The organism is Streptomyces sp. DSM 116795, assembly GCF_055792905.1.
In genome coordinates this window covers 4,582,614-4,605,545 of record NZ_CM147707.1, presented here as the reverse complement: position 1 = coordinate 4,605,545, position 22,932 = coordinate 4,582,614, and the positions used below count along the sequence as shown (strand labels likewise).

Annotated in this window: 18 protein-coding genes; 9 read left to right on the top strand and 9 right to left on the bottom strand. The window is 72.6% G+C overall.

The features are described 5' to 3' along the window. Positions 1-102: 102 nt before the first annotated feature. From ACSMXX_RS19915 to ACSMXX_RS19900, 4 genes are all read right to left on the bottom strand, one after another. Positions 103-1,440, bottom strand: coding sequence for a serine hydrolase domain-containing protein (locus ACSMXX_RS19915; protein WP_473180056.1), 1,338 nt, complete (start codon positions 1,438-1,440; stop codon positions 103-105). A gap of 47 nt (positions 1,441-1,487) precedes the next feature. Then, entirely contained in the window at positions 1,488-2,228 is a 741-nt protein-coding gene (locus ACSMXX_RS19910) for an energy-coupling factor ABC transporter ATP-binding protein (protein ID WP_473184870.1), read from the bottom strand. A gap of 80 nt (positions 2,229-2,308) precedes the next feature. Next, positions 2,309-3,070, bottom strand: a complete 762-nt coding sequence (gene cbiQ, locus ACSMXX_RS19905; RefSeq protein ID WP_473180055.1) for a cobalt ECF transporter T component CbiQ — start codon at positions 3,068-3,070, stop codon at positions 2,309-2,311. A gap of 1 nt (position 3,071) precedes the next feature. Continuing rightward, the gene (locus ACSMXX_RS19900) at positions 3,072-4,346 is read right to left on the bottom strand and encodes an energy-coupling factor ABC transporter permease (protein ID WP_473180054.1); all 1,275 of its coding nucleotides are present in this window, start codon (positions 4,344-4,346) and stop codon (positions 3,072-3,074) included. Positions 4,347-4,619: 273 nt separating this feature from the next. Here ACSMXX_RS19900 and ACSMXX_RS19895 point away from each other — a divergent pair, with 273 nt between their 5' ends. From ACSMXX_RS19895 to ACSMXX_RS19885, 3 genes are all read left to right on the top strand, one after another. Beyond that, the gene (locus ACSMXX_RS19895; RefSeq protein ID WP_473180053.1) at positions 4,620-5,033 is read left to right on the top strand and encodes an SsgA family sporulation/cell division regulator; all 414 of its coding nucleotides are present in this window, start codon (positions 4,620-4,622) and stop codon (positions 5,031-5,033) included. A gap of 289 nt (positions 5,034-5,322) precedes the next feature. Then, positions 5,323-8,865, top strand: coding sequence for a S41 family peptidase (locus tag ACSMXX_RS19890; RefSeq protein ID WP_473180052.1), 3,543 nt, complete (start codon positions 5,323-5,325; stop codon positions 8,863-8,865). Between the two features lie 130 nt (positions 8,866-8,995). Further along, entirely contained in the window at positions 8,996-9,445 is a 450-nt protein-coding gene (locus ACSMXX_RS19885; protein WP_473180051.1) for an NUDIX domain-containing protein, read from the top strand. An 83-nt stretch (positions 9,446-9,528) separates the two neighbouring features. Here the strand turns inward: ACSMXX_RS19885 and ACSMXX_RS19880 are convergent, their stop codons facing one another. From ACSMXX_RS19880 to ACSMXX_RS19870, 3 genes are read right to left on the bottom strand one after another with little or no spacing between them, the layout of a single operon-like run. After that, positions 9,529-10,419 (bottom strand): SDR family oxidoreductase, encoded by an 891-nt coding sequence (locus ACSMXX_RS19880; protein WP_473180050.1) that lies wholly within the window; start codon positions 10,417-10,419, stop codon positions 9,529-9,531. Next, a complete protein-coding gene (locus ACSMXX_RS19875) occupies positions 10,416-11,417 on the bottom strand; it encodes an alpha/beta fold hydrolase (RefSeq protein WP_473180049.1) in 1,002 nt (333 codons plus the stop codon). The genes ACSMXX_RS19880 and ACSMXX_RS19875 overlap by 4 nt, the downstream gene beginning before the upstream one ends. Then, complete coding sequence (locus ACSMXX_RS19870; protein WP_473180048.1) at positions 11,417-13,021, bottom strand: flavin-containing monooxygenase; 1,605 nt, start codon at positions 13,019-13,021, stop codon at positions 11,417-11,419. Before ACSMXX_RS19870 ends, ACSMXX_RS19875 begins: the two co-directional genes overlap by 1 nt. 203 nt (positions 13,022-13,224) lie before the next feature. On the opposite strand from ACSMXX_RS19870, the gene ACSMXX_RS19865 reads away from it, so the two are divergent. The 6 genes from ACSMXX_RS19865 to ACSMXX_RS19840 all read left to right on the top strand — a co-directional run bounded on the left by ACSMXX_RS19865 (position 13,225) and on the right by ACSMXX_RS19840 (position 21,021). After that, on the top strand, positions 13,225-14,214 hold the full coding sequence (locus ACSMXX_RS19865; protein ID WP_473180047.1) for a MerR family transcriptional regulator: 990 nt from the start codon (positions 13,225-13,227) through the stop codon (positions 14,212-14,214). 472 nt (positions 14,215-14,686) lie between these two features. Further along, complete coding sequence (locus tag ACSMXX_RS19860; RefSeq protein ID WP_473184869.1) at positions 14,687-15,712, top strand: aminotransferase class I/II-fold pyridoxal phosphate-dependent enzyme; 1,026 nt, start codon at positions 14,687-14,689, stop codon at positions 15,710-15,712. A gap of 76 nt (positions 15,713-15,788) precedes the next feature. Then, positions 15,789-16,931: a UbiA family prenyltransferase gene (locus ACSMXX_RS19855; protein ID WP_473180046.1), complete on the top strand. Its 1,143-nt coding sequence runs from the start codon at positions 15,789-15,791 to the stop codon at positions 16,929-16,931. Continuing rightward, on the top strand, positions 16,925-18,730 hold the full coding sequence (locus ACSMXX_RS19850) for a prenyltransferase/squalene oxidase repeat-containing protein (RefSeq protein WP_473180045.1): 1,806 nt from the start codon (positions 16,925-16,927) through the stop codon (positions 18,728-18,730). Before ACSMXX_RS19855 ends, ACSMXX_RS19850 begins: the two co-directional genes overlap by 7 nt. Then, the gene (locus ACSMXX_RS19845; protein ID WP_473180044.1) at positions 18,727-20,031 is read left to right on the top strand and encodes an FAD-dependent oxidoreductase; all 1,305 of its coding nucleotides are present in this window, start codon (positions 18,727-18,729) and stop codon (positions 20,029-20,031) included. Before ACSMXX_RS19850 ends, ACSMXX_RS19845 begins: the two co-directional genes overlap by 4 nt. A gap of 69 nt (positions 20,032-20,100) precedes the next feature. Then, the gene (locus ACSMXX_RS19840) at positions 20,101-21,021 is read left to right on the top strand and encodes a TauD/TfdA dioxygenase family protein (RefSeq protein ID WP_473180043.1); all 921 of its coding nucleotides are present in this window, start codon (positions 20,101-20,103) and stop codon (positions 21,019-21,021) included. A gap of 15 nt (positions 21,022-21,036) precedes the next feature. On the opposite strand, the gene ACSMXX_RS19835 is transcribed toward ACSMXX_RS19840, so the two are convergent. Both ACSMXX_RS19835 and ACSMXX_RS19830 read right to left on the bottom strand, forming a co-directional pair. Continuing rightward, a complete protein-coding gene (locus ACSMXX_RS19835; protein WP_473180042.1) occupies positions 21,037-22,128 on the bottom strand; it encodes a sulfotransferase family protein in 1,092 nt (363 codons plus the stop codon). Beyond that, positions 22,125-22,928 (bottom strand): exodeoxyribonuclease III, encoded by an 804-nt coding sequence (locus ACSMXX_RS19830; RefSeq protein ID WP_473180041.1) that lies wholly within the window; start codon positions 22,926-22,928, stop codon positions 22,125-22,127. Before ACSMXX_RS19830 ends, ACSMXX_RS19835 begins: the two co-directional genes overlap by 4 nt. Between the last annotated feature and the right edge of the window lie 4 nt (positions 22,929-22,932).

Below are 22,932 nucleotides of genomic sequence, written 5' to 3'. Positions count from 1 at the left end.
TCCATGCTTAACCGCGCCACGGTCGAAGAGGAGCGCGTTATGCAAGGTATGAGCACATTTATACAGGGCTGAGTGCATTGCTGCCATTTGGCCGCATTTGCGTCACGCCTGGCCCTCGGAAGCGGAGACGCACGTGCGCAGCGCCCGTACGAGTGCGTGGGCGCGCGGGTCCGAGGTGATTGAGCGCTGCATCGCGGCGGTGACGTACGCGAAGGCCGTGCCGGACTCCGGATCCGCGAAGGCCAGCGAACCCCCGCTGCCGGGATGCCCGAACGACCCCTTCGCGAGCATCGGCGCCCCCGGCCCGTGCAGCATGAAGCCCAGCCCGAAACGGGAGCCCACGACCAGCACACGGTCCGGTCCGCCCGACTCCTGCGAGCGTGCCTGCGTCAGCGTCGCGGGTGTGAACAGACGCCTGCCGCCCGGATTCCCGCGCCTGTGGCGGCCGTTCGCCAGCCGGGCGGCGTGCGGCGCCGCGCCGGATTCGCGGCCGGGCAGTGGCTCCACGGGCCCGATGAGCGCCGCGTAGAAGCGCGAGAGCGAACGGGCCGTCGCGACGCCACCGCCGCCGGGGAGCCCCGCCGCGAGCCAGGCCGGGTCGTTCATGTCGGGGCGGGGAGCGACCGCGTCGAAGGCCCGCCTGGTCAGTGACGCCGGATCGCTGTACGCCTGTGTCACGGACCGCTTCGGCCGGACGCGCAGGCCCGAAGCGGGCGGCGGCTCCGGGGTCGGTACCTCGGTGAGGCGAGCCAAGTCCACTCCGCCGTCAGGGAGTTCGGGCGTGGCGGGAAGCCCGAACCACAGGCTCAGCCCCAGCGGCCGCGCGACCTCCTCCGCGAACCAGCGGCCCAGCCCGCGTCCCGTCGCACGGCGCACCAGCTCGCCGACGAGCCAGCCGTAGGTGTGCGCGTGGTAGCCGTGGTCCGTCCCCGGCTCCCACAGCGGGGCCTGCGCCGCGAGCGCCGACGGGCCGCTGACTCCGTCGACGGCTTGGGCGGGGGTGAGCGGCTCCGTGAGCGCCGGCAGGCCCGCGCGGTGGGCGAGCAAGTGCCGCACCAGCACGCGTTCCTTGCCGTTCGCCTTGAACTCGGGCCAGTAGGTGGCGACGGGGGCGTCCAGGTCCAACTGGCCGCGCTGGTGGAGCAGATGGAGCACGGCCGCGGCGGGACCCTTCGAGGCGGAACGGAGAACGGCGGCGGTCTGCTCCTGCCAGAGCCCGGCATCCGCCCCGCCCTCCCCGTCTTCCCCCTCCTCGTGCGCGGTGTTCTTGCGCCCACCCCAGAGGTCGACGACGATGCGCCCCGCCCTGTGGACGGTCAGGGCCGCGCCGGTCTCGCCACGCTCGCCGAAGTTGGCTGCGAAGGCCTCCCGGACGGGCTCGTAGCCGGCCGCGACCGTGCCCTGGACGTCCACCGCGTTCTCAGCGATTCGAGCGTTCACGCCATCGTCCGTCCACTCGTGCCGTCGTCCGTGCACCGTCCATGGTGCTATCGCTGCGGGACGCGCACCGAGCCGGGGTCGAAGCCGAACGGCAGCTCCAGGCGGTTGGCGGCCAACAACCCCTCGTCACACAGGAGTTCCTGCGTGCTGCCATCCGCGACGATCACGCCGTCGCTCAGCACCACCGAGCGCGGGCAGAGCTGGAGCGCGTACGGCAGGTCGTGCGTGACCATCAGCACCGTCACGTCGAGCTGCTGGAGGATGTCCGCCAGTTCGCGCCGCGAGGCCGGGTCGAGGTTCGAGGACGGCTCGTCCAGTACGAGGATCTCCGGCTGCATGGCCAGCACCGTCGCCACGGCCACGCGGCGGCGCTGCCCGAACGAGAGGTGGTGCGGCGGACGGTCGGCATGCCCCTCCATGCCGACCCGGGCGAGCGCGTCGTGCACGCGCGAGGCCAGCTCCGCGCCGCGCAGCCCGGCGTTGGCGGGCCCGAAGGCGACGTCCTCCCGGACGGTCGGCATGAACAACTGGTCGTCCGGGTCCTGGAAGACGATGCCGACCCGGCGGCGGATCTCCGCGAGATGCCCGGGAGCGACCGGCAGCCCGGCGACGGTGACGGAACCGGCTCCGGCCTCCAGGATGCCGTTGAGATGGAGCACGAGCGTGGTCTTGCCCGCGCCGTTGGGACCGAGCAGCGCCACACGCTCACCGCGCGGGACGGTCAAGTCGACGCCGAACAGGGCCTGATGGCCGTCGGGGTAGGCGTATGCGAGCCCCGAGACGTGCAGGGAGGGCGGGGGCGCAGGGCTCGCCGCACCGCCTGCCCCGTTGGTGCCGCCGTGTGTGCGCTCGCTCGTGCTGTCGCTGGTCACAACGCCCATCCCATCAGGCAGACCACGAGCGCCGCGAGCGGGAGGGCCGCGGCCCCGGTCCACTGCGCGCGCGTCGCGTTCACGTCGTCGATGACGGGCATCGTGCCCGTGTAGCCGCGGCTGACCATGGCGAGATGGACCCGCTCACCGCGCTCGTACGAGCGGATGAAGAGCGCCCCCGCGGACTTCGCCAGCACTCCCCACTGCCGCACGCCGCGCGCACTGAAGCCACGCGAGAGGCGCGCGATCCGCATCCTGCGCATCTCGTCCGCGATGACGTCGCCGTAACGGATCATGAACGAGGCGATCTGCACGAGCAGCGGCGGCAGCCTCAACCGCTGCAGCCCCAGCAGGAGTTCGCGCAGCTCCGTCGTCGAGGCGAGCAGCACGGAGGCGGCGACGCCGAGCGTGCCCTTGGCCAGGATGTTCCAGGCGCCCCACAGTCCCGACGAGGACAGCGACATCCCCAGCACCTCCACGTACGGGCCTCTCGCGACGAAGGGCATTAGCAACGCGAAGGCCACGAACGGCACTTCGACCAGCATGCGCTTCAGCAGATGCCCGTACGGGACCCGCCCGGCGCCGGCCACGGCGGCGAGCAGCAGCGCGTACAGCGCGAAGGCCCACATCGCCTCGCGCGGCGTGGAGACGACGACGAGTACGAAGCAGAAGACCGCGGCGAGCTTGCAGTGCGGGGGCAGCGCGTGCACGGGGGAACGCCCGTGCAGATAGAGCTTGTGCGCATGGCCCGCACCCATGTCAGACCGCTTCTCGGCCGCTCGGACCGCTCGCGCCGCTCACGGACCCGGCCGCGGGCGACGCGGAGTTCGCTTCCCGCCGGCGGCGCACCGCGAAGAAGACGCTGCTGCCGGCCGCGAGGGTGGCTCCAGCGCCGATGACGCCGGCGAGCCCGCCGGAGACGCGGGGGTCCGCGATGCCGCCGACGCCGTAGTCGGCCAGCGGTGAGTCCTTCGCGGCGTGGTCCTCGGCCTTCTTGTCGATCCCGTTGTCGGCGGCGACCTTCTCCAGGCCGTCCGGGCTGCCCGAGGCGTAGAAGCTGACGACGCCCGCGCAGATCACGGTCGCGGCCATGCCGCCCAGCCACAGACCACGGTTGGTGCGGGCGGGAGGCGCGGGACGGTCGGGACGTACGGACGCCGCGGCGGCCGTCTCGGGCTCGCCGACGGGCGAAGTCGCGGAGTCGGTCGCGGAGTCGGTCGCGGGCTCCTTCGCGGACCCGGCCGCGGACCCGGCCGCGGCCGCGGCCGCGGAACCTGCCGGCTTCGGGACCGTGCCGCCCCCCGGAGCCGCCACCTCCGCCGTACGGAGCTGAAGCGGCCGGGCGGCGAAGTCCTTTGCCCCGTACACGAGATCGGGACGCACCGCGACGACGGCACCGACCGTTGCCGCCGTGATCGCCGCCTCACCGATGCCGATCAGCACATGCACACCGGTCATCGCGGCGAAGACCTTGCCCAGTTCGACGTCCGCGGTGCCGCCGATCGCGTAGAGCCCGGTGAAGGCGATCGCCGCCGCGGGCACCGATACCAGCGCCGCCACGAACGAGGCACCGGTGACGGCTCCCCTGCCGCTCGGCAGGACACGCAGCAGCGCCCGGAGGATCCCGTAGGCGACGAGGACGGTGACGACGCCCATGACCACGATGTTCACGCCGAGCGCGGTCAGGCCGCCGTCCGCGAACAGTACGCCCTGCATGAGGAGTACGACGGAGACGCACAGCACCCCCGTGTACGGGCCCACGAGTATCGCGGCCAGCGCACCTCCCAGCAGATGACCGCTGGTGCCCGCCGCGACCGGGAAGTTGAGCATCTGCACGGCGAAGATGAACGCCGCGACGAGCCCGGCGAGGGGCGCCGTGCGCTCACCGCCAACACCCACGCCCACGTCCGACTTCTTTGCCACGCCGCCGAGTTCGCGGCGCGCGCCGCGCAGCGAGACGGCGACCGCACCCGCCGCGACCGCGCCCGCGGCGACGGACACGGGGGCGTTGATGAATCCGTCGGGCACATGCATGACGCCACTCCGCTTCTCGGCTCGGCCGGCTCTTGCGGCCACTACACAACCGTTCGATGATAGGGGCTTCCTGCAAACTAATTGCAAGAGCGCCCATGTCGCTCGAAATGCCCGACGGCGGCCCGGTGTTCACAGGAGACCGGAACGGGGCAGCCTGTGGCACACCTCACCCTGCATTTCCGGTGACTCCCGGCCCTCCCCGAGCGTCTCTCAGGGGGAAAGGGCTACACGGAGCGGTGCGGCCGGTGCCGCCCGACGACATAGGAGCAGAGGATGTCCGCAGTCTTCGATCACCCCGTGACGGCCCGACTCATCGCCGAACCGCCCGCGACCAGGGAACTCAGCGCCGATCTCCGTTACGACGACGCCGATCCGCTCGCCGTCCGGATCGTCTTCCCGGCCGACGCGTCCCTCGACGGCGCGGAAGTCGCCTGGGCCTTCGCCCGTGAGCTGCTCGACGCCGGTCTGCACGGTCCCGCGGGAGAGGGCGATGTGCACGTGTGGCCGCGCGACGGCTCCCGCACGGTGATCGAGCTGCTCTCCGAGGAAGGCGTCGCCGTCGTCGAGTTCGACAGCGCGGATCTGCGCAGCTTCCTGCTGCGTTCGTACGACGTGGTCGCCGCCGGCCAGGAGCACGGCGAGACGGACGTGGAGATGGGCCTGGCCGCCCTGCTGCGGGGCGTCTGACCGCCCCGTCCGGCCCGTCCCGTCCGGCCATTCCTCCTGGCCGTCCCGACGGGACCGACATGCGCCGTCCCCGTCCGGCCCTGACCGGACCCGCCCGGACCCGCCCGGTCTCATGCAGCCGCTGCTCACGAGTTGCCGCCACGCGGACCTGCTCGAACCATGGCATATATGGCCATGCGTCACGATCCGCCGCCGTCACGTGCGGGAGCCGCACGCCGCACCCGTCTCACCGTGACCGCAGCCCCGGGCGCCCCGTCGCCGGGCTCCGGACGGCGGACCGGAGGCGGCCGTGCCTGACGACGACGCAGCCCAGCCGCCGTATCTGCGCTTCCCGCACCTGCACCGCGATCTCGTCTGCTTCGTCGCGGAGGACGACGTATGGGTCGCGCCGCTCACCCCGGGAGGCACGGGAGGCGGAGGACCGGCCGGAGCCGCCGGCAGAACGGACCACGGACGGGGACGGGGACGGGCCTGGCGGCTGACGGTCGACCGGACCCGCGTCACCTGCCCCCGCTTCTCACCGGACGGCGGACGGATCGCCTTCACCTCCTGGCGCAGCCTCGACCCCGAGGTCCACATCGTCCCCGTCGACGGCGGACCCGCGCGCCGTCTGACGCACTGGGGTGCACCGGAGGCGCGCGTGTGCGGCTGGACGCCCGAGGGCGACGTGCTGGCCGTCTCCTCGCACGAACAGCCGTTCCACTACCGCACGTGGTCCTACCGCCTGCCGACCGACGGCAGCCCCGGCAGCCGCCTCCCCTGGGGCCCGGTCGCCGACATCGCCGTCGCGGAGCTCGGCGGCGTACGCCGCACCCTGCTGCTGACGGGCAAGCCACCGCACGACCCGGCCTCCTGGAAGCGCTACCGGGGCGGCGCCACGGGACGGCTGTGGCTGCACGGCGAGCGGCTGCTGCCCGAGTTGGAGGGGCATCTCGACTCGGTGATGTTCGTGGGCCACGACACCCGCATCGCCTTCCTCTCCGACCACGAAGGCGTCGGCAACCTGTACTCCTGCCGTCCCGACGGGACCGACCTGCGCCGGCACACCGACCACGACGACTTCTACGCCCGGAACGCCTCCAGCGACGACCACCGCGTGGTCTACCAGTGCGGAGGCGACCTGTGGCTCGTCGACGACTTCTCGCCGTCCGGGAGACCCCGCCGGCTGGACATCACGCTGGGCGGACCCCGCGCGGGACGCCGCACCTACCAGATCCCCGCCGCCGCCAATCTCGACGCCCTCGCCGCCGACGCCACGGGGCGTGCCAGCGCGGTGTGCGTACGGGGCAGCCTCTACTGGCTCACGCACCGGGACGGCCCGGCCCGCGCCATCGCGGACACCCCCGGCGTACGGGTGCGGATGCCGTGCATGCTCGGCGGCACGGGGAAGATCGCGTACGTAACGGACGCGGCGGGCGAGGACGCCGTCGAGATCGCGGATCTGCCGCGTGCGACACGTACGGGCCCGCCCCGGCGGATCGCCGGGGGCATGCTCGGTCGGGTGCGCGAACTGGCCGCGGCGCCCGACGGGCGGACGCTCGCCGTCGCGAGCCACGACGGGCGGCTGCTGCTGCTCGACGTCAGCGGGCTGACCGAACCGGACGTCGGAACCGGCACGGCAACCGGCACGGAAGAGGGCGATGAGTGCGGCGACCGGGTCGGCGAGCTGATCCGGTCGGAGAACGGCCCCGTCCACGACCTGTCGTTCTCGCCGGACTCACGCTGGCTCACCTGGGCACACCCCGGCGTGGGCCGTTCACTGAGCCAGATCAAGATCGCGCAACTGGAGACCCGGCACCTCATCGACGTCACCGACGGCCGGTTCGAGGACGAACAGCCGGTCTTCACCCGGGACGGCCGCTACCTGGCGTTCCTCTCCTGGCGCGGCTTCGACCCCGTGTACGACGTGCACACCGGCGACCTCTCCTTCCCCCTCGGCTGCCGCCCGTATCTCGTACCGCTGTCGTCCGCGACCCCCTCCCCCTTCGCCCTGTCCCCCGAGGGCCGCCCGGCCGCGGGCGGGCTGGACCCGCAGGACCCCGTGGCCGGCGAGGACGGCCCCGTTCTCGTGGAGGCCGAGGGGCTGGCGAGCAGGGTGACGCCGTTCCCGGTGACGGCCTCCAAGTACTCGGCGCTCGCGGCCGTCAGCGGCGGCGGGCTGATCTGGCTGCGCCATCCGATCTCCGGCGCGCTCGGCGAGACCTTCGCCAACCCGGCCGACACCACCGGCCGTCCCACCCTCGAACACTTCGATCCGGCCACGGCGAAGCGCACCGAACTCAGCGAGGACGCCGACTGGTTCTCCCTCAGCGGCGACGGATCGCGGATCGTCGTGGGCGACGACGGCGAGCTGAGCGCCGTGCCCGCCACCGAGACGGCCGAGGAGGAGACGACGACCTGGATCGACCTGCGCCGCGTGCTGCACGACGTCGACCCGGCCGCGGAGTGGCGGCAGGCGTACGAGGAGGCGGGCCGGATCGTACGGGCGTACTTCTGGGAGCCGCGGATGTGCGGCATCGACTGGACGGCCGTGCTCGACCAGTACCGCCCGCTGGTCCGGCGCGTGGCGTCGCCCGACGAGTTCGCCGATTTGCTGCGCGAGGTCCTCGGGGAACTGGGCACCTCGCACGCGTACGTCACACCCGCTCGGCGTGACGAGGGCCCGGCCCAATACCGGCGGCCCATCGGGCTGCTCGGGGCGGACCTCGCCCGTACGCCCTCCGGGGAGTGGCACATCCAGCGCATCCTGCCCGGCGACTCCTCCGACTCCAAGGCCCGTTCGCCGCTCGCGGGAACCGGCGTACGGGAAGGCGCGGTGCTCACGCACATCGACGGGCGGGAGGTGGACGCGGTTGCCGGGCCGTGGCCGCTGCTGGCGGCTGCGGGAGGAACGACCGTCGAGCTGGGCTTCACGCAGCCCGACCCGGAGCCCGGCGGCGACGGCGCCCGCGGCCACGCGGACGGCAACGGGCGCGGGGCCGGGAACGGGCACGCATCGGGGAACGGGCACGGGGCCGGGAACGGGCACGCATCGGGGAACGGGCGCGCCGCGGGGAGCCGACGCGCGGACGGGAGCGGACGCGCCAACCCGGACGGGCAGCCTCCGCGCCGGGTCGCGGTCCTGCCCCTCGTCGACGACCGCTCCCTGCGCTACCAGGACTGGGTCGCCCGGCGCCGGGCGGTCGTACGGGAATTGAGCGGCGGCCGGTGCGGCTATCTGCACATCCCCGACATGGGCGGTTCCGGCTGGGCGCAGTTCAACCGCGATCTGCGGATGGAGGTATCACGCCCGGCTCTGATCATCGACGTACGGGGCAACGCGGGCGGTCACATCAGCGAACTGGTGGTCGAGACGCTGACCCGGACCATCCTCGGCTGGGACCTGACCCGGGACGCGCAGCCCGTCAGCTACGCGGGCAACGCGCCACGCGGCCCGGTCGTCGCGCTCGCCGACGAGATGACCTCCTCCGACGGCGACATGATCACCGCGGCCTTCCGGCTGCTCGGCCTCGGCCCCGTGGTCGGCGCGCGCACCTGGGGCGGCGTCGTCGGCGTGACGGGCAAGCACCGGCTCGTCGACGGCACGACGATCACGGTGCCGATGCACGCCGCCTGGTTCGACGCGTACGGATGGTCGGTGGAGAACCACGGCATCGCCCCGGACATCGAGGCCGTCAGGTCACCGGTGGAGTGGGCGGAGGGACGGCCCTCGGTGCTGGAGAAGGCCGTAAGCACGGCGCTCGACCTGCTGGAGCGGCACCCGGCCGCCGTACCGCCCGACTACGCACGCGTCCCCGACCTGAGCCGCCCGGCACTGCCGCCTCGCGGCTGAACTGGTTCGCGCTCCCGCGCGCCAGGGCCCCGGCCCGGGGGTTTCGCGGTGGCCCGACGGCGGAAACTGCAGGCTGACGCCGCGGCCGGCCGACCGGCCGCAACCGAACGCCAGCACCACGAGGTCTCACATGTCTCCGAATGCCGCCCGTCCCACCATGTCCGCCGGCGTGCTCCTTCACGACGGCGATCAGCGGTACCTCATCGTCAAACCCAACTACAAGGAGGGCTGGAACCTCCCGGGCGGCGGCGTCGACGCGGGGGAAACACCGGAGCAGGCCGCACGCCGTGAGCTGCGCGAGGAGGTCGCGGTCGACCAGGAGATCGGGCGCCTGCTGGTGTGTGCCTACGTGAAGAGTGCGGATCGGGAACACATCTACTGGGTGTTCGACGGGGGAGCGCTCACCGAGGAACAGCAGGCCGGCATCCTGCTGCAGGAGAGCGAGTTGACCGCCTGCACGTTCCGCGCCCCTGACGAGATCGGCTCGGACATGATCCCGCCGTCCATACGCCCCCTGTGGAACGCAGCGCTGACGGCGCTGGCCGACGGCGGAACGGTGTATCTGGAGTCGGCCACGTAGCGACGGCGAGGGCCGGGGCCGTGATGCCGGTCCTCGGGGCCTGCGCGGCAGCGCGCCCGCGCCACCGCGCCGCCGCGCACCCGTCAGTGCCGTGCCGCGCGTTCGCCCTCGTCCGCCGCGCCGCCCGCGCCGACCAGCCCGGTGCGGGTGCCGGTCTCGGCGAGCCGGGGCTCGAAGCGCCGCATCTCCCGCTGCCCCACCGCGCCGATGACGGGCGGCAGATAGCCCCGGATGCCCTGCATGCCGCGCAGCCACCACTGCCCGTACACATGGCGCGAACGGCGCTCGATCCCCGCCACGATCCGGTCGACGGACGGACCCAGCGGGTACGTGCGGTTCGCCGGCCACGGCAGCCGCTTGCGCAGGTCGCGCATGACCTCGTCCTCGTCGGCGCCGCGCACCATGTCGGTGTCCGTCCAGGACAGATAGCCGACGCCGACCCGTACGCCCTTGTGGCCGACCTCCGCGCCCAGGCAGTGGGCGAACGCCTCCACCCCCGACTTCGACGAGCAGTACGCGCTCATCATCGGCGCCGGGGTGATCGCCGCGAGCGAGGCGATCTGCAGGAAGTACCCGCGGGAGGCGATGAGTCGGGGCAGGAAGGCGCGTCCGGTGACGGCGCCGCCGATGAGGTTGACCTCGATGACGCGGCGCCACGAGACGGGATCGGAGTCGACGAACGGACCGCCGCTGGCGACACCCGCGTTGGCCACCACCACATCGACCTTGCCGAACCGCTCCCCGACCTCGCCCGCGATGCGGGTCATGGCCTCGTGGTCGGTGACGTCGCCGTGCCAGTACTCGGACTCCGTGCGCAGCGACTCGCTGACCTTCTTCAACTCGTCCTGCTCCAGGCCGATCAGCGCGATTTTCGCCCCCCGCGCGGAGAGCTTCCGCGCCAGCAGCTCGCCCACACCGCGGGCCGCTCCGGTGACGACCGCGACCTGGCCCTCCAGGTTCCGACGTGCGCTCACGGCGTCTCCTCCTTCGTCTTCCGCGTCCGGGTCTGCTTGTGGGGTTCCGTGGTCGTGCGGGGTGCCGGTGCGGCCGCGTCCGCGAGGTGCTCCCGTACGAGAGCGCGCAGCACCCCGCTCACCTCCGAGGGCGTCTCGACGGGCGTGATGTGCCCGCGCCGCGGCAGCTCGTGCAGGCCGGTGCAGTGCGGCAGCGCCTCGGCGATCCCGCGTGCGAGGGCCGGGGGCGTCAGCCGGTCGTGGGTGCCGGTGATCACCGCTGTGGGTGCGCCGAGTGCGCGTACGTTCGCCCCGATGTCGAGCTTCGCGAGCGCCGCGCCCCAGGCTGCGCGCTCGCGCGGCCTGCACGCGTGCACGATGCGGGCGAAGGCGTCGACCTGCTCGGGCGTCGCGTCCGGGCCCATGACCCCGTACTTCAGCGCCTTCCTCGTCAACGGCGATACGGGACCGAGCGGCAGCCTGGAGAGCAGCAGGAACCGGTGCGCGCGCACACGCATGCGCTCCGAGCGCAGCGGCAGGATCCGTGCGGACTCCACGAGCCGGTGAGTGCCCGTGTTGCACAGCATCAGCGCGGCGGCCCGCTGCTGAAGCCCGGGGCGTCCGGCGGCGGCCACGAGGGTCATCGCTCCCATGGAGTGGCCGCCCAGCACGGCCCGTTCGCCCGGCGCCAGTGCCTCGTCCAGTACGGCGCACAGGTCGTCCGCGAGGGAGGACGGGCCGTAGACGTGCCGGCCCGTACCCGGCGAACGGCCGTGCCCGCGCTGGTCGTACGTCACCACACGGTGGCCGCTCGCCGTCAACTCCCGTATGACCGGGGCCCAGAAGGCCGTAGAACAGGTCCAGCCGTGTATCAGCACCACGGCCGGATCCGTGTCACGTCCGTGCACCTCGACGTGGAGCCGGGCACCGTCGGCGGAGGTGGCCGCCAACTCCCGTGCTGCGGGCGGCGGATCGTACGTGCCGGGTGTCCTGCCCAATGATGCGGTCAGGCGCGCCATCAGCCCTCCTCCGCCGCGTGGAAGGCGGCCGTCGCCGAGCTGCGTCCGCCGGTGCCCGGCACCCGCACGGCAGCGGCGGCACCCCGGGTGCCCGCTGCGGCGGCACCGCTCTGCGAGGCCGGCCGCCGCACCTCGTACTCCTCCAGCCGGACCTCCCTGGTGACCCTGCGGAACTCGGAGGTCGTACCCGGCCAGACGGTCGTGTTGCGGCCGTTGGCGTCGAGATACCAGCTGTCGCAGCCGGTGTTCCACACACTGCGGCGCATCCGGTCCTGGACGTGGTCGTTCCACGCCCTGACGGCCTCGGGGCGGGCGTCGAGAGCGGCCTTGCCCCACTCGCCGCCCAGGGTCTCCAGCTTCTTGACGTAGTCGACCATGTAGTTCAGCTGCGCCTCGATGATGAGGATCATCGAGCTGTTGCCCAGGCCGGTGTTGGGCCCGATGACGGTCATGAAGTTCGGGAAGCCGCGGGCGGAGCAGCCGCGCAGCGCCTCCATGCCGCCCGACCACGACTCGGCGAGCGTCATGCCGTCGGCGCCCTTGACGCGGTGCGCGATCGGCATGTCCGTGACGTGGAATCCGGTGCCGAAGACGATCGCGTCCACCTCGGCCTCGGTGCCGTCCGCGGCGACCAGGGTGTTGCCGCGGACCTCCTTCAGACCGGAGTCGACCAGGTCGGTGTTGGGCCGGGCGAGCGCCGGATAGTAGTCGTTGGAGAGCAGGATGCGCTTGCAGCCGATGCGGTACTCAGGGGTGAGCTTGCGCCGCATCTCCGGGTCCTTCACGGCGCGCTTCATGTGGCCGGTTGCCAGACCCTCGATGAGGCCGAGCATCTTCGGGTGCTTGGCGAAGGCCGAGACCTGCAACTCCCGTATGCCCCACAGGATCTGACGCCGCAGATACCGCGTGGCCGGCACCCTCGCGTGCAGCTTGCGCTCCAGCGCGGTGATCTCACGGTCGGCCCTGGGCATCACCCACGCCGGGGTGCGCTGGAAGAGGGTGAGCCGCTCGACCTTCGGCTGGATCGCCGGTACGACCTGGATCGCGGAGGCGCCCGTGCCGATGACGGCGACGCGCTTGCCGCGCAGGTCGTAGTCGTGGTCCCACTGCGCGGTGTGGAAGACCTTGCCGCCGAAGCCCTCCAGGCCGGGGATGTCCGGGATCTTGGCGTCGGAGAGCGGGCCCGTCGCGTTGACCACGAAGTCCGCGGTGAGCTGAGTGCCCTGCCCGGTGGTGATGGTCCAGTGCAGCTCCTCCGGGTCCCAGCTCATCAGCTCGACCTCGGAGTTGAACCGGATGTGCTGCCGCAGCCCGAAGTTGTCCGCGACGCCCTCCAGATACGCGCGGATGTGCTCCTGCCCCGAAAAGGTGCGCGGCCACTCGGGGTTGGGCGCGAAGGAGAACGAGTAGAGGTGCGAGGGCACGTCGCACGCGCACCCCGGATATGTGTTGTCGTGCCAGGTGCCTCCGACCGCCTCCCGGCGTTCGAGGACGACGAAGTCGGTGACTCCGGCGCGGCGCAGCCGTACGGCGGCCCCCAGGCCGCCGAATCCGGATCCGATCACCGCCACCCTTACGTGCTCGTGCTCGCGCTCGGCCGCCATACCGCCGCCTCCCGAGGGTCTGTCTGTCTCGCCGCATGTACGGTGCCAGTAATCACTGGCACGGTTGGAGCGTAGGGCAGAGAGATACCGATGGGTAGGGGTCGCGCAGCGGAAGTTACCGCCGGTTGCACCTACGGGCCGGTGCGACGGGGAGCGGTGCAGCGCCCGTACGTACGAGCGATCCCGCTGGTTAAGCTGCCACGGTGACCGACGACAGAGAGCGAGCCCAGAGCACTCACCCGGCCGTCCCGGGCGGCGCCGGTCACGCCGACGAAGGCCCGGGCGGCGACGGCACGTACACCGCCATGGGCACCGGTGGCGGCACCGGCGCCGCCGCCGGTGCCGAAACGGGCGTGGGTGCGGCCAACGGCGGCTCGGGCGCCGGTGCCGAGGCGGGCGGCGACGCCCGGGAGTACCGGGCGGCAGAGCTCGCCGAGCTCGCCGGCATCACCACCCGCACCCTGCGCTTCTACCGCGAGCGCAAGCTGCTGCCGCCGCCCCGCCGTGAGGGCCGCATCGCCTGGTACGACGAACACCACCTGGCCAGGCTGCGCACGATCTCCGGCCTGCTCGCCCGCGGTCACACGCTGGGCGGAATCGCCGATCTGCTCGGGGCCTTCGAGAGCGGACGCGACTCGCACGGCACAGCCGAGCTGCTCGGCCTGGAATCCTCCATGATCACGGCCCTGTTCGCGGAGGAGACCCCGATCCGGCTCACGCCCGAGGAGCTGGCGGACTACTACCAGGGCGAGGTCACCGTCGAGAATCTCGCGGCGTCGCTCGACATCGGCTACATCGCCGTCGACGGCGACGAGTTCGTACACGCCAGCCGCCGCCTGCTGGACGCGTCGTCGGAGCTGGTGAAGAAGGGCATCCCGCTCGCCTCCGTGCTGGCCGCCGGGCGCGAGCTGCGCACGCAGAGCGAAGCGATCGCGGATGTCTTCGCCGGTCTCTTCCGCACGCACCTGCTGCCGAAGGAGCAGGCCCGCGCCCCCGAAGGGCTCGACGCCGAGTGCCTCAACGACCTGCTGACGCAGCTGCGTCCGCTGGCGAAGCAGGTCGTCGAGGCGGAGCTCGGGCTGGCCCTGGACCGCCGCGTACGGGCAGAGATCGAGGAGTGGATCGCCCAGGCGAACCCGGGCCCTTCCGGCGGCGCCACGTCCCCGCCGGACGAGGGCGGCACCACGGACTGAGCACCGCGGACTGAGCACCGCGGACCGCGCACCACGGACCGCGCACCACGGACTGAACATCGGGCCGGCCGAACACCGCGGACCGGCCGCCGCCCTGACCATCCGGCCGGTTTTTCCGGGCAATTCCGGTCACGCATCGGGGACTTACGGGCAGCGGGTCCTGTTGTGTTCACTTCCTGCCGTCGCCCCCTTCCGCTGTTCAAGGCGAATTCCAGTGGTGCCCGTCCGCATGCCCGCCGTACCCGGAATTCGGGCGCAACGCGCGAAGACTCGGGGGCCCGGTAAGTGAATTGCGCGAAGGAAGTCCCGTGCTGGTCCGCAGGGGCGCGAACTGCCCTTGGACGCCCGCCACTTGAAGGGTGAGAATCATGCCCCGCCCTTCACGGCGCACCGAGCGCAGGCCCGGCGGAATTCCTCCGACGACTCATTGCGGATTGGACGGAAAATGGACGAAGGAGACGGCTGGAACAGAATGCAGCCGGTGGTCGGACCTGCGCCCGTCCTGCATCAGATGTCGCTGAACGAGACATTCTTCCCACCGACACCGGGAGTTCTGCGGGCAGTTCAGGATTCCGCCGCCGAGTCGCACCGTACGCAGGACGCTCTCGCCACCGGCCTGACGGGCCGCATCGCCGAGCGTCTGGGCGTACCGGCGGGCGACGTGCTCGTCGGACCAGGCTCGGCTGCACTGTTGCAGCAGCTCTTCGGCGCACTGACGGGGCCCGACTCCGGGACCGTGCACGCCTGGCCCTCCTGGGAGGCGTACCCGATGCTGGCGGCCAACGCCGGCTCCGGCACCGTCCGTGTGCCGCTGTGCGACGACGGCACCCACGACCTCGACGCGATGGCGGACGCGGTCACCGAGACCACCGGCATGGTGCTGCTGTGCCACCCCAACAATCCGACGGGAACGGCCCTGCGCCACACGGAGGTCGAGCGCTTCCTCACGCGGCTGCCCTCCGGTGTCACCGTCGTCGTCGACGAGGCCTACGGGGACTTCGTACGGGACGAGTCCGCCGCCGACGGCGTCACGCTCTACCGGGACGACGAACGTGTCTGCGTGGTACGGACGTTCTCCAAGTCCTACGGGCTGCTGGGTCTGCGCGTGGGCTACCTCGTCGGCCACGAGCGGACGCTCTCACGCCTGCGCGGGCTGCAGCCGTTCATCAGAGTGAGCAACACCGCGAGGGCCGCCGCGCAGGCGGCACTCGCGGAGGAAACGGAGTTCAGGCGGCGCTGCGAGTTCACCGCCGACGAGCGTGAGCGGCTGCACAGCAAGCTGCGCGCACTGGGGTGGCGCGTGACGCCCAGCGAGGCCAACTTCCTCTGGCTGCCGATGAAGAGCGGCGTGGAGGAGTTCACCCAGTTCTGCGCCGACCACGGTGTGCTGGTCTGCGGCAAGCCGGGTGAAGGCATACGCGTGACCGTCGGCGGGCGGGAGGCGAACGACGCCTTCGCGGAGCTGGCGGGCAAGGCAAGCGGCGGTGGCGGCCGGTGACCGACCGCCCCGTGCGTCACCCCGTGCGTGAGCCGGGCCGGTGAGGGGGCCGGTGAGGGGGCCGGAGCCGGCGCGGGTGTCCGGGCGGTGGCTGCCCGCGCGGCTGCCCCGTGCCTGCCGGGCGCACGTCGAGACATGGCGTCCGTACACCCTGGCCTATCCGGGGCTCGTCGGACTCACCGGTGCGGCGCTGAGCAGCGGGGGCGCCCCGGAAGAGACCTCCGGCGCCGCGCGTCTCGTGGTCGCCTGGGCCGCTCCGACTCTCGGCTGGGTCAGCGGTCACTACCTCGGCGACTGGTTCGACCGCGGGCTGGACGCCGTCAGCAAACCCCAACGCCCCCTGCCCTCGGGCCGGTTGAGCCCGCGGGCGGCGCTGACGTGCGGCGTCGGCTGTGCCGTGGCAGCCGCCGTGGCCGCCGCGTCGGTCAACTGGCGGACGGTGCTGCTGGTCGCCGTGGCGATGCTCGGCATCGTGGCCTACAGCAGACTGCTCAAGGGCCGTGGCCTCACCGGCAACGCCGTGCGAGGTGTGCTGACCGCCACCACCGTGGTCTTCGGGGCGATGACCGTGACGGATCTGCCGCCGTGGCAAGTGCTGCTGTTCGCCTGGGTGTTCTGCGCACAGGACACGGCCTCGAACCTGGTGGGCACCCTTCGCGACGTGGAGGGGGACCGCAGGGGCGGATGCCGGACCGTGCCGGTGCGGCACGGCGTGCGCGCAGCGGTCCGTTCGGCCGCGCTGCTCCACGCGGCGGCCCTCGCAACTGCCGCACCCGCACTGCTCCTTGCGACCGACGAGCCCGGCAGCTCTCTGGTGCCGCTGCTGTGCGCCGCCGCCTGCGGTGCGGCGGCCTTCGTACCCCTGCTGCGCGACAGCCGCCGAGCCGGCAGGGACGCGGGTGAGGCGGTTGAGGCGGGCGGCGGCACCGCCCTCACCCCCGAGCGTGCCCTGCGGGCACACGAGATCCTCGTGGCCCAACGCCTGCTGCTGGCGGGCGCGTTGCTCACGGCGGGGTGGACGTTGCTGCCCGCGCTGGCCGTCGTGCTCCCCCTGCTGACCCTGAGCCTCTTCGCACAGGCACGGATGCGCTCGCGCCACGAGTTCCCGGGCCCGGCAGACCCGGCCGGCCCGGCCGCACCGCATGCGCCGCAAGCACCGCAAGCACCGCAAGCACGCCAGGCTGCCCCCGACCTGCGAGGTGATGTCAGATCATGCTGAGCCGGCGCCTGAACGGAAGGGTCGCCGCGGCGGTCGACAGCGGCTGCGAGGCGCTGTTCGCGCGGCAGCGCCCCGACGGAGTCTTCGCCCCGCGCGGCGACCGCTTCTCCCCCGCCAACACCGCCGCCGCACTCATCGCGCTCCACCACACAGGCGATGCGGACGCGGGCGCCCCGGACCCCGCACTGCCCGCGCACGTCCGCGAAGAAGCCGTCGCCCGCGGTGTGACCCGTCTGTGCGACTCCCAGCGCGCCGACGGCGGTTGGGCGATGGCCGGTGTCCCCACCGAGTTGCTGGCAACCGCCGCCGCTACCGCAGCGCTCCGGCTCACCGCCCCGGACCGGGCCGCCGAGACGATACGTGCGGGCACGGATCTGGTCACCAAGCTCGGCGGCCCGCAGGCCCTCCCGGAGCCGGTGATGACGGGCCTGGTACGGCAGTTCGACGCCCTGTCGGGCGTGGGTGACCTGTCGTCGCTGCCGAGACTGCCACTGGAGCTGACGCTGCTGCGCGGCCCCGCCCGCAGACTGCTCAGCCTCCGCCTCCCGATCTTCGCGAGCATGGCGCTCGCCCAGTCGGCCGACCGCCCGCCCGGGCCGCTCGCACCCCTGCGCGGCCCGGCACGGCGAGCGGCCCTCCGGGTGGTGCGTGACGCGTACGAACGTGAGGGCGCGACCGGCGAGTTCAGCACCGACCCGTGGCTGACCAGCCTGATCTCGCTCGGCATCGCCCGTTCCGGTCTGGCCCCCGACATCTCCCGCGCGTCCGCGCGGCGACTGTGCGAGATGGCACGCCCGAGCGGTTCCTGGGATCTGATGCCGCTCGATGTGACCTGGTCCAGCTTCGCGACGGCGGCGCTGCTGGAGGCCGGTCACGCCGCGGACCCCAGGCTGGAGGCGACCCGCGCGATGTTCCACGAGCGGCAGCAGGACGAGCCGTTCGCGGCGCTCGGCTGCCCTCCCGGCTACTGGGGGTTCTCCAGCGCGCACAGCTGGCCGATGGCGCTGGAGACCGCCGAGGTCAGCTCCACGCTGCTGCGCCTGCCCGGCGGTACGGGCGACGAGCACGCGCGGCGCGGCATCGACTGGCTGACCGCGATGCAGGACCGGTCCGGTTCCTGGAGCCTGGCCGTACGCGACAGCAAGCCCGGCGGTTTCGGTCCGTGCCCGCACATGACCGCGAAGGCCGTACGGGCACTGCTCGATCACGGCGTGATCCCCGAAGACCGGCGCGTGGCGAGGGCGTTGACTTGGCTGGCCCGCATGCAGCATGCGGACGGTTCGTTCGAGGCGCTGTGGTATCGCGGGCGCGTCGCGGGCACCGCAGTCGTGCTGGAGACCTTCTGCCGCGCGGGCCGGGACGGCAGCCCCACGGCACGGCGGGCGCGCGACATGCTGCTGCGTACGCAGGCCGCGGACGGTTCCTGGACGTCGGCGGACGGCGACGGCCACGGGGACGGCCACGGCGACGGGGACAGGGACAGGGACAGGGACGGCGGCGCCGGCACCGGCGCGCCGGCCGCAGGCATCGCCGAGGAGACGGCCTGGGCACTGCACGCGCTCCTGACAGCGGGCGCGGACCCGCAGGGCAAGGCGGTCGCCGCAGCCGCGCAGTGGCTGACCGACTCCCAGTGCGGCGACGGCAGTTGGCGGGGATCGCCCGTCAACGAGTACGTCCGCTTCTGCTCGCGCTACGCGGACGACGGCATCGCCTCCGGCCTCGCCGTCCGCGCCCTCGCGCGTCTGCGATCCGTCACATCCGGCGCCCGGAGCGGCACGAAGGAGGCGGGTGCGGCATGAGCGGCGGCCACGACGTGGACGTGGTGGTGTGCGGCGCCGGCGTGGGCGGGCTCGCCTCCGCCCGTGCCCTCGGCGCGCTCGGACTCCGTGTCCTGCTGGTCGACAAGCAGCGCGGCCCCCGCTCCGTCGCCAAGGGCGAGGTGCTGCAGCCGGGAGCGCTGCGTGTGCTGCGCCGCTGGGGCACCGACCGGCTGCTGACCCGCAACGGGGCGCTGCGCCTGGGCCGGCTGGCGGTGCGGGATCCGGCCGGTTCACCCGTGATGAGCCTCGACTACGGTCAACTGCCCGCCGTGGACAGTTCGTTGCTCGTACACGACCATCTGGCCGTACTCGAAGCGCTGACGGCCGGGCTGGGCCCTCAGGTGGAGACACGGCAGGGAGTGCGCGTCACGGAGGCGCTGCGCGACGCCTCCGGGCGGGTCACCGGCGTACGCCTCGACGACGGGTCCGGCGCACAGCAGGACGTGCGTACCCCGCTCGTCGTCGCCGCCGACGGAATCGGCTCCGGCCTGCGCCGCGCCGCGGACATCGGAGGCAGCCGCAGCGACTACCCGCACCGTCTCGTCGCCTTCGAGCTGCACGAGGCGCCCTGGCTCCCGGAGGACTTCTCGGCGTATCTCACCGCCCGTGGCCTGCGACTGGTGTATCCGCTCCCCGGCGGCCGCGTCCGCCTGTACGTACAGGCACAGCCCGGCGAGCTGCGGGGCCTGGACCGGGCCGGGTTCGCACGCTGGGGTGAGCGCGCGGTACGCGAGGTGCCCGCCCTCGAAGCGCTGGGCGGCGCCACGGCGGCAGCGGCGGCGACCCGGCAGCTCTTCCCCGTCGCGCGTTTCCTGGCGGCGCGGCTGACCGCCCCTGGCCTGGCCCTCGTCGGCGAGTCGGCCTACGCCGTGCACCCCATGGCCGCACAGGGCATGAACTCCGCGATCACCAGCGCGGCCGCGCTGGCCGACCAGCTCGCTGCCCGGATCACCCCCGCCGCACGGCCGGAGGATCGGAAGCCTCTGGACGCCGGTGCCGTGGACGCCGCCCTGCGCGGTTACGAGCAGGACCGGCTGCCCGTACTGGCCCAGGCGGCACGTACGAGCGACAACGCGGCCCGCATGGTCACCGATCTCACCTGGCCCGGACGGGTGCTCGGGCGCCGTGCGGTGCGCTGCACCGGCGCCAACCCGCGGCTGCTGCACGCCATCACGTACAACATGGCCGGTCTGGGACCTCGTCCGCTGACGCTGCTGGACCGGCTGCACCAGATCGGCCTGCTGCCCGATCCCCGCGCCCACCGGGTGCCGTCGTCATGAGCCGGCCACCTGCCGGTGCCCGCCCCTCCCGAACCCTGCCCTCAACTGCCCCCGGAGAACGGAGAGTCCATGTCCGGAGAGTCCATGCCCGGCCAGTCCAGGCCCGGCCCGAAGGGTCCGAAGCACCCCGCCGGTGACCGCGGGATGTCCGTACGCCCGGTCTCCGGCGCCATCGGCGCGGAGCTGCACGGCGTCGACCTGACCGCGGTCGACGACGAACTGTTCGCGCACATACACGAGTTGCTCCTGCGCCACCTCGTCCTCTTCATCCCGGGCCAGTCCGGGCTCACCCCCGAGGCGCACGTCGCACTCGGACGGCGCTTCGGCGAGGTGGAGGTGCATCCCTTCCTGCCGAAGCTGGACTCCCACCCCGAAGTGACCCTCATCGAGTCGGACAAGGGCGGGAAGGCGGACGAGTGGCACATCGACGTCACGTTCAGCCCGAACCCGCCGGTCGCGTCCATCCTCCATCTGGTCACCTGCCCCGAGTCGGGGGGCGACACGATGTGGAGCAACCAGTACCTGGCCTACGAGACGCTCTCCGAGCCGTTCCGGGAGATGCTCGACGGACTCACGGCGGTGCACGTCCTCCAGGCACCGGAAGTGGGGACGTTCTCCGCCGAACACCCCGTCGTACGCGTACATCCGGAGACGGGACGGCGCTCGCTGTACGTCACGCGGATGTGGACCTCGCACATTCCGCAGCTCAGCCGGAACGAGAGCGACGCGGTGCTGCAGTACCTCTTCGAGCACTCCGAGGCGCCGCGCTTCAACTGCCGCTACCGCTGGGAGCCGGGCGCGGTCGCCATCTGGGACAACCGGGCGACCCAGCACGTGGCGATCAACGACTACCAGGAGTACCGCAAGGGTCAGCGCGTGACCGTGCTCGGCGACCAGCCGTCCGGCGACGCGCCGCGCTGGAAGGAGTACGAACGCAGGGGCGACGAGCGGTACTACCCGCGGCGGGTCAACGCCCGCTCCGGGTACTGACGTTCTGACGGGTCTCTACGGGCGCAGGCACCGGCCGCCGAGGCCCAGCTCCCGCATGCCGGGCGCGCAGCTTGCGTTCAGCCGGGCACGCTCGTCCGGCGGCAGCGCCTCCGCCGCGCCCCTGCGGGCACCGTCGAGCAGCGCGCTCCCGGCCGCCAGCCAGTCGGGCCGCGCCTCGACACCGATGTGCCGGGCCAGCGCGGTCAGTTCGCGTTCGGGCGCGTCGAGCAGATCCTCGTACGAGAGGGAGGCGCGCAGCGGTTCGGGGATCTCAGCGAGACTCCGCACGCCCTCGGTGATCATCCCGCTCCACAGCTCGCCGAACCTCTCCACCGGCACGGGCCGCTCCAGCACACCGCGCAAATCGAAGGTGTCGTCGGCCATCAGCGTCCCGAGACCGGCCGCGAGATCCTGCTCCGGGGAGCCGGCCTCGGCCTGCGCCACGGTCCGCAGCAGGCGGAAGCCGGCGTGCCGGCTCATGGAGAGCGCGCAGTCCGGGCCGTCGCGATGCAGGTGGACGAAGCGGGCCTCGGGGAAGACGGCCCGCAGCCGTGGTACCGATGCGAGCGAGAAACCCGACCGCTCCACCACCGCCCGCCTGCCGCCGAACCGTACGGACAGGGCCTCGAACAGCGCCCGGTAGTGCTCGGCCACGGGAGCGCGGCCACGGCCCGACAGCACGGACTCCAGGGCGTCGAACAGCGCGTCCGGGTGGTCGGTGAGGTGCGGCAGCGTCGTCAGGCAGAGGGCGGGAACGCCCCCGTCGTCCGCCGCGAAACGGCCGCCCGGTACGCCCGGATACAGATGCTCCGGCAGCGGCGTCCCCTCCCGGATCATGCGGTCGGCGAAGGGCCGCCCGTCGGCGAGCAGACGCCAGAACTCCTCACCCGTCAGCGGTTGTTCGGGCAGCGCACCGGGTTCCACGGATGCGATCAGCTCGCTGAGGCCGAGCACCTCGGGGTGCAGCCGCAGCACACGCGACAGGGCCGTCGACCCGCACCGTCCCGTGCCGACGACGAAGGTCAGTGTCCGCTGCCCCGCCGGTTCAGGGGCCCCTGCCCCGGTCCATGCTCCGGTCCCGGTCCCGGTCCCTGGAGAGGAGGTCACAGTACGAAGTCGACGCTCACCGGGGCGTGATCGCTCCAGCGCTCGTCATGGCTTGCGGCCCGCTCCACGACGGCCTTCACCGCCCGCTCCGCCAGACCCGGCGTCGCCACCACGTAGTCGATGCGCCAGCCCGAGTCGTTGTCGAAGGCCCGCCCCCGGTACGACCACCACGAGTACGGCCCCGCGACATCCGGATGCATCGCCCGTACGACGTCCGCGTAGCCGCCGTCCGAGGGGTCGAAGACCCGCGAGAGCCATGCCCGTTCCCCGGGCAGGAAGCCGGAGGAACGGCGGTTGGCGCGCCAGTTCTTCAAGTCCGCCTCCTGGTGCGCGATGTTCCAGTCGCCGCACACCAGCACCTCCCGGCCGTCCGCCGCCGCGCGCTCGCGCAGCTCACGCAGGTACGGGAGGAAGGCGGCCATGAAGCGTTCCTTCTGCTCCTGGCGCTCGGTGCCGACGTCGCCCGACGGCAGATACAGGCTGGCGACGGTCATCCCCGGCAGGTCCACCTCGGCGTAGCGGCCGGAGTCCTCGAACTCCTCCGCGCCGAAACCGATGCGTACGCTGTCGGGCTCACGCCGCGTGAGCACGGCCACACCCGCACGTCCCTTCGCCGCGGCCGGCGCGTACAGCGTGTGCCAGCCGTCCGGTTCGCGTACGTCGTCGGGGAGTTGGTGCTGTTCGGCACGCACCTCCTGCAGGCACACCACGTCCGCGTCGGTGGCCGCCAGCCACTCGCGGTAGCCCTTCCTGGCCGCGGCGCGCAGCCCGTTCACGTTGATCGTCGTCACCTTCGGCATCCGG

Coding starts and splice junctions, on each gene's coding strand:
- cbiQ (WP_473180055.1), bottom strand. CDS start 3,070: ATGGGTGCGGGCCATGCGCACAAGCTCTATCTGCACGGGCGTTCCCCC.
- ACSMXX_RS19900 (WP_473180054.1), bottom strand. CDS start 4,346: ATGCATGTGCCCGACGGATTCATCAACGCCCCCGTGTCCGTCGCCGCG.
- ACSMXX_RS19895 (WP_473180053.1), top strand. CDS start 4,620: ATGTCCGCAGTCTTCGATCACCCCGTGACGGCCCGACTCATCGCCGAA.
- ACSMXX_RS19885 (WP_473180051.1), top strand. CDS start 8,996: ATGTCTCCGAATGCCGCCCGTCCCACCATGTCCGCCGGCGTGCTCCTT.
- ACSMXX_RS19875 (WP_473180049.1), bottom strand. CDS start 11,417: ATGGCGCGCCTGACCGCATCATTGGGCAGGACACCCGGCACGTACGAT.
- ACSMXX_RS19870 (WP_473180048.1), bottom strand. CDS start 13,021: ATGGCGGCCGAGCGCGAGCACGAGCACGTAAGGGTGGCGGTGATCGGA.
- ACSMXX_RS19860 (WP_473184869.1), top strand. CDS start 14,687: ATGCAGCCGGTGGTCGGACCTGCGCCCGTCCTGCATCAGATGTCGCTG.
- ACSMXX_RS19850 (WP_473180045.1), top strand. CDS start 16,925: ATGCTGAGCCGGCGCCTGAACGGAAGGGTCGCCGCGGCGGTCGACAGC.
- ACSMXX_RS19845 (WP_473180044.1), top strand. CDS start 18,727: ATGAGCGGCGGCCACGACGTGGACGTGGTGGTGTGCGGCGCCGGCGTG.
- ACSMXX_RS19840 (WP_473180043.1), top strand. CDS start 20,101: ATGTCCGGAGAGTCCATGCCCGGCCAGTCCAGGCCCGGCCCGAAGGGT.
- ACSMXX_RS19830 (WP_473180041.1), bottom strand. CDS start 22,928: ATGCCGAAGGTGACGACGATCAACGTGAACGGGCTGCGCGCCGCGGCC.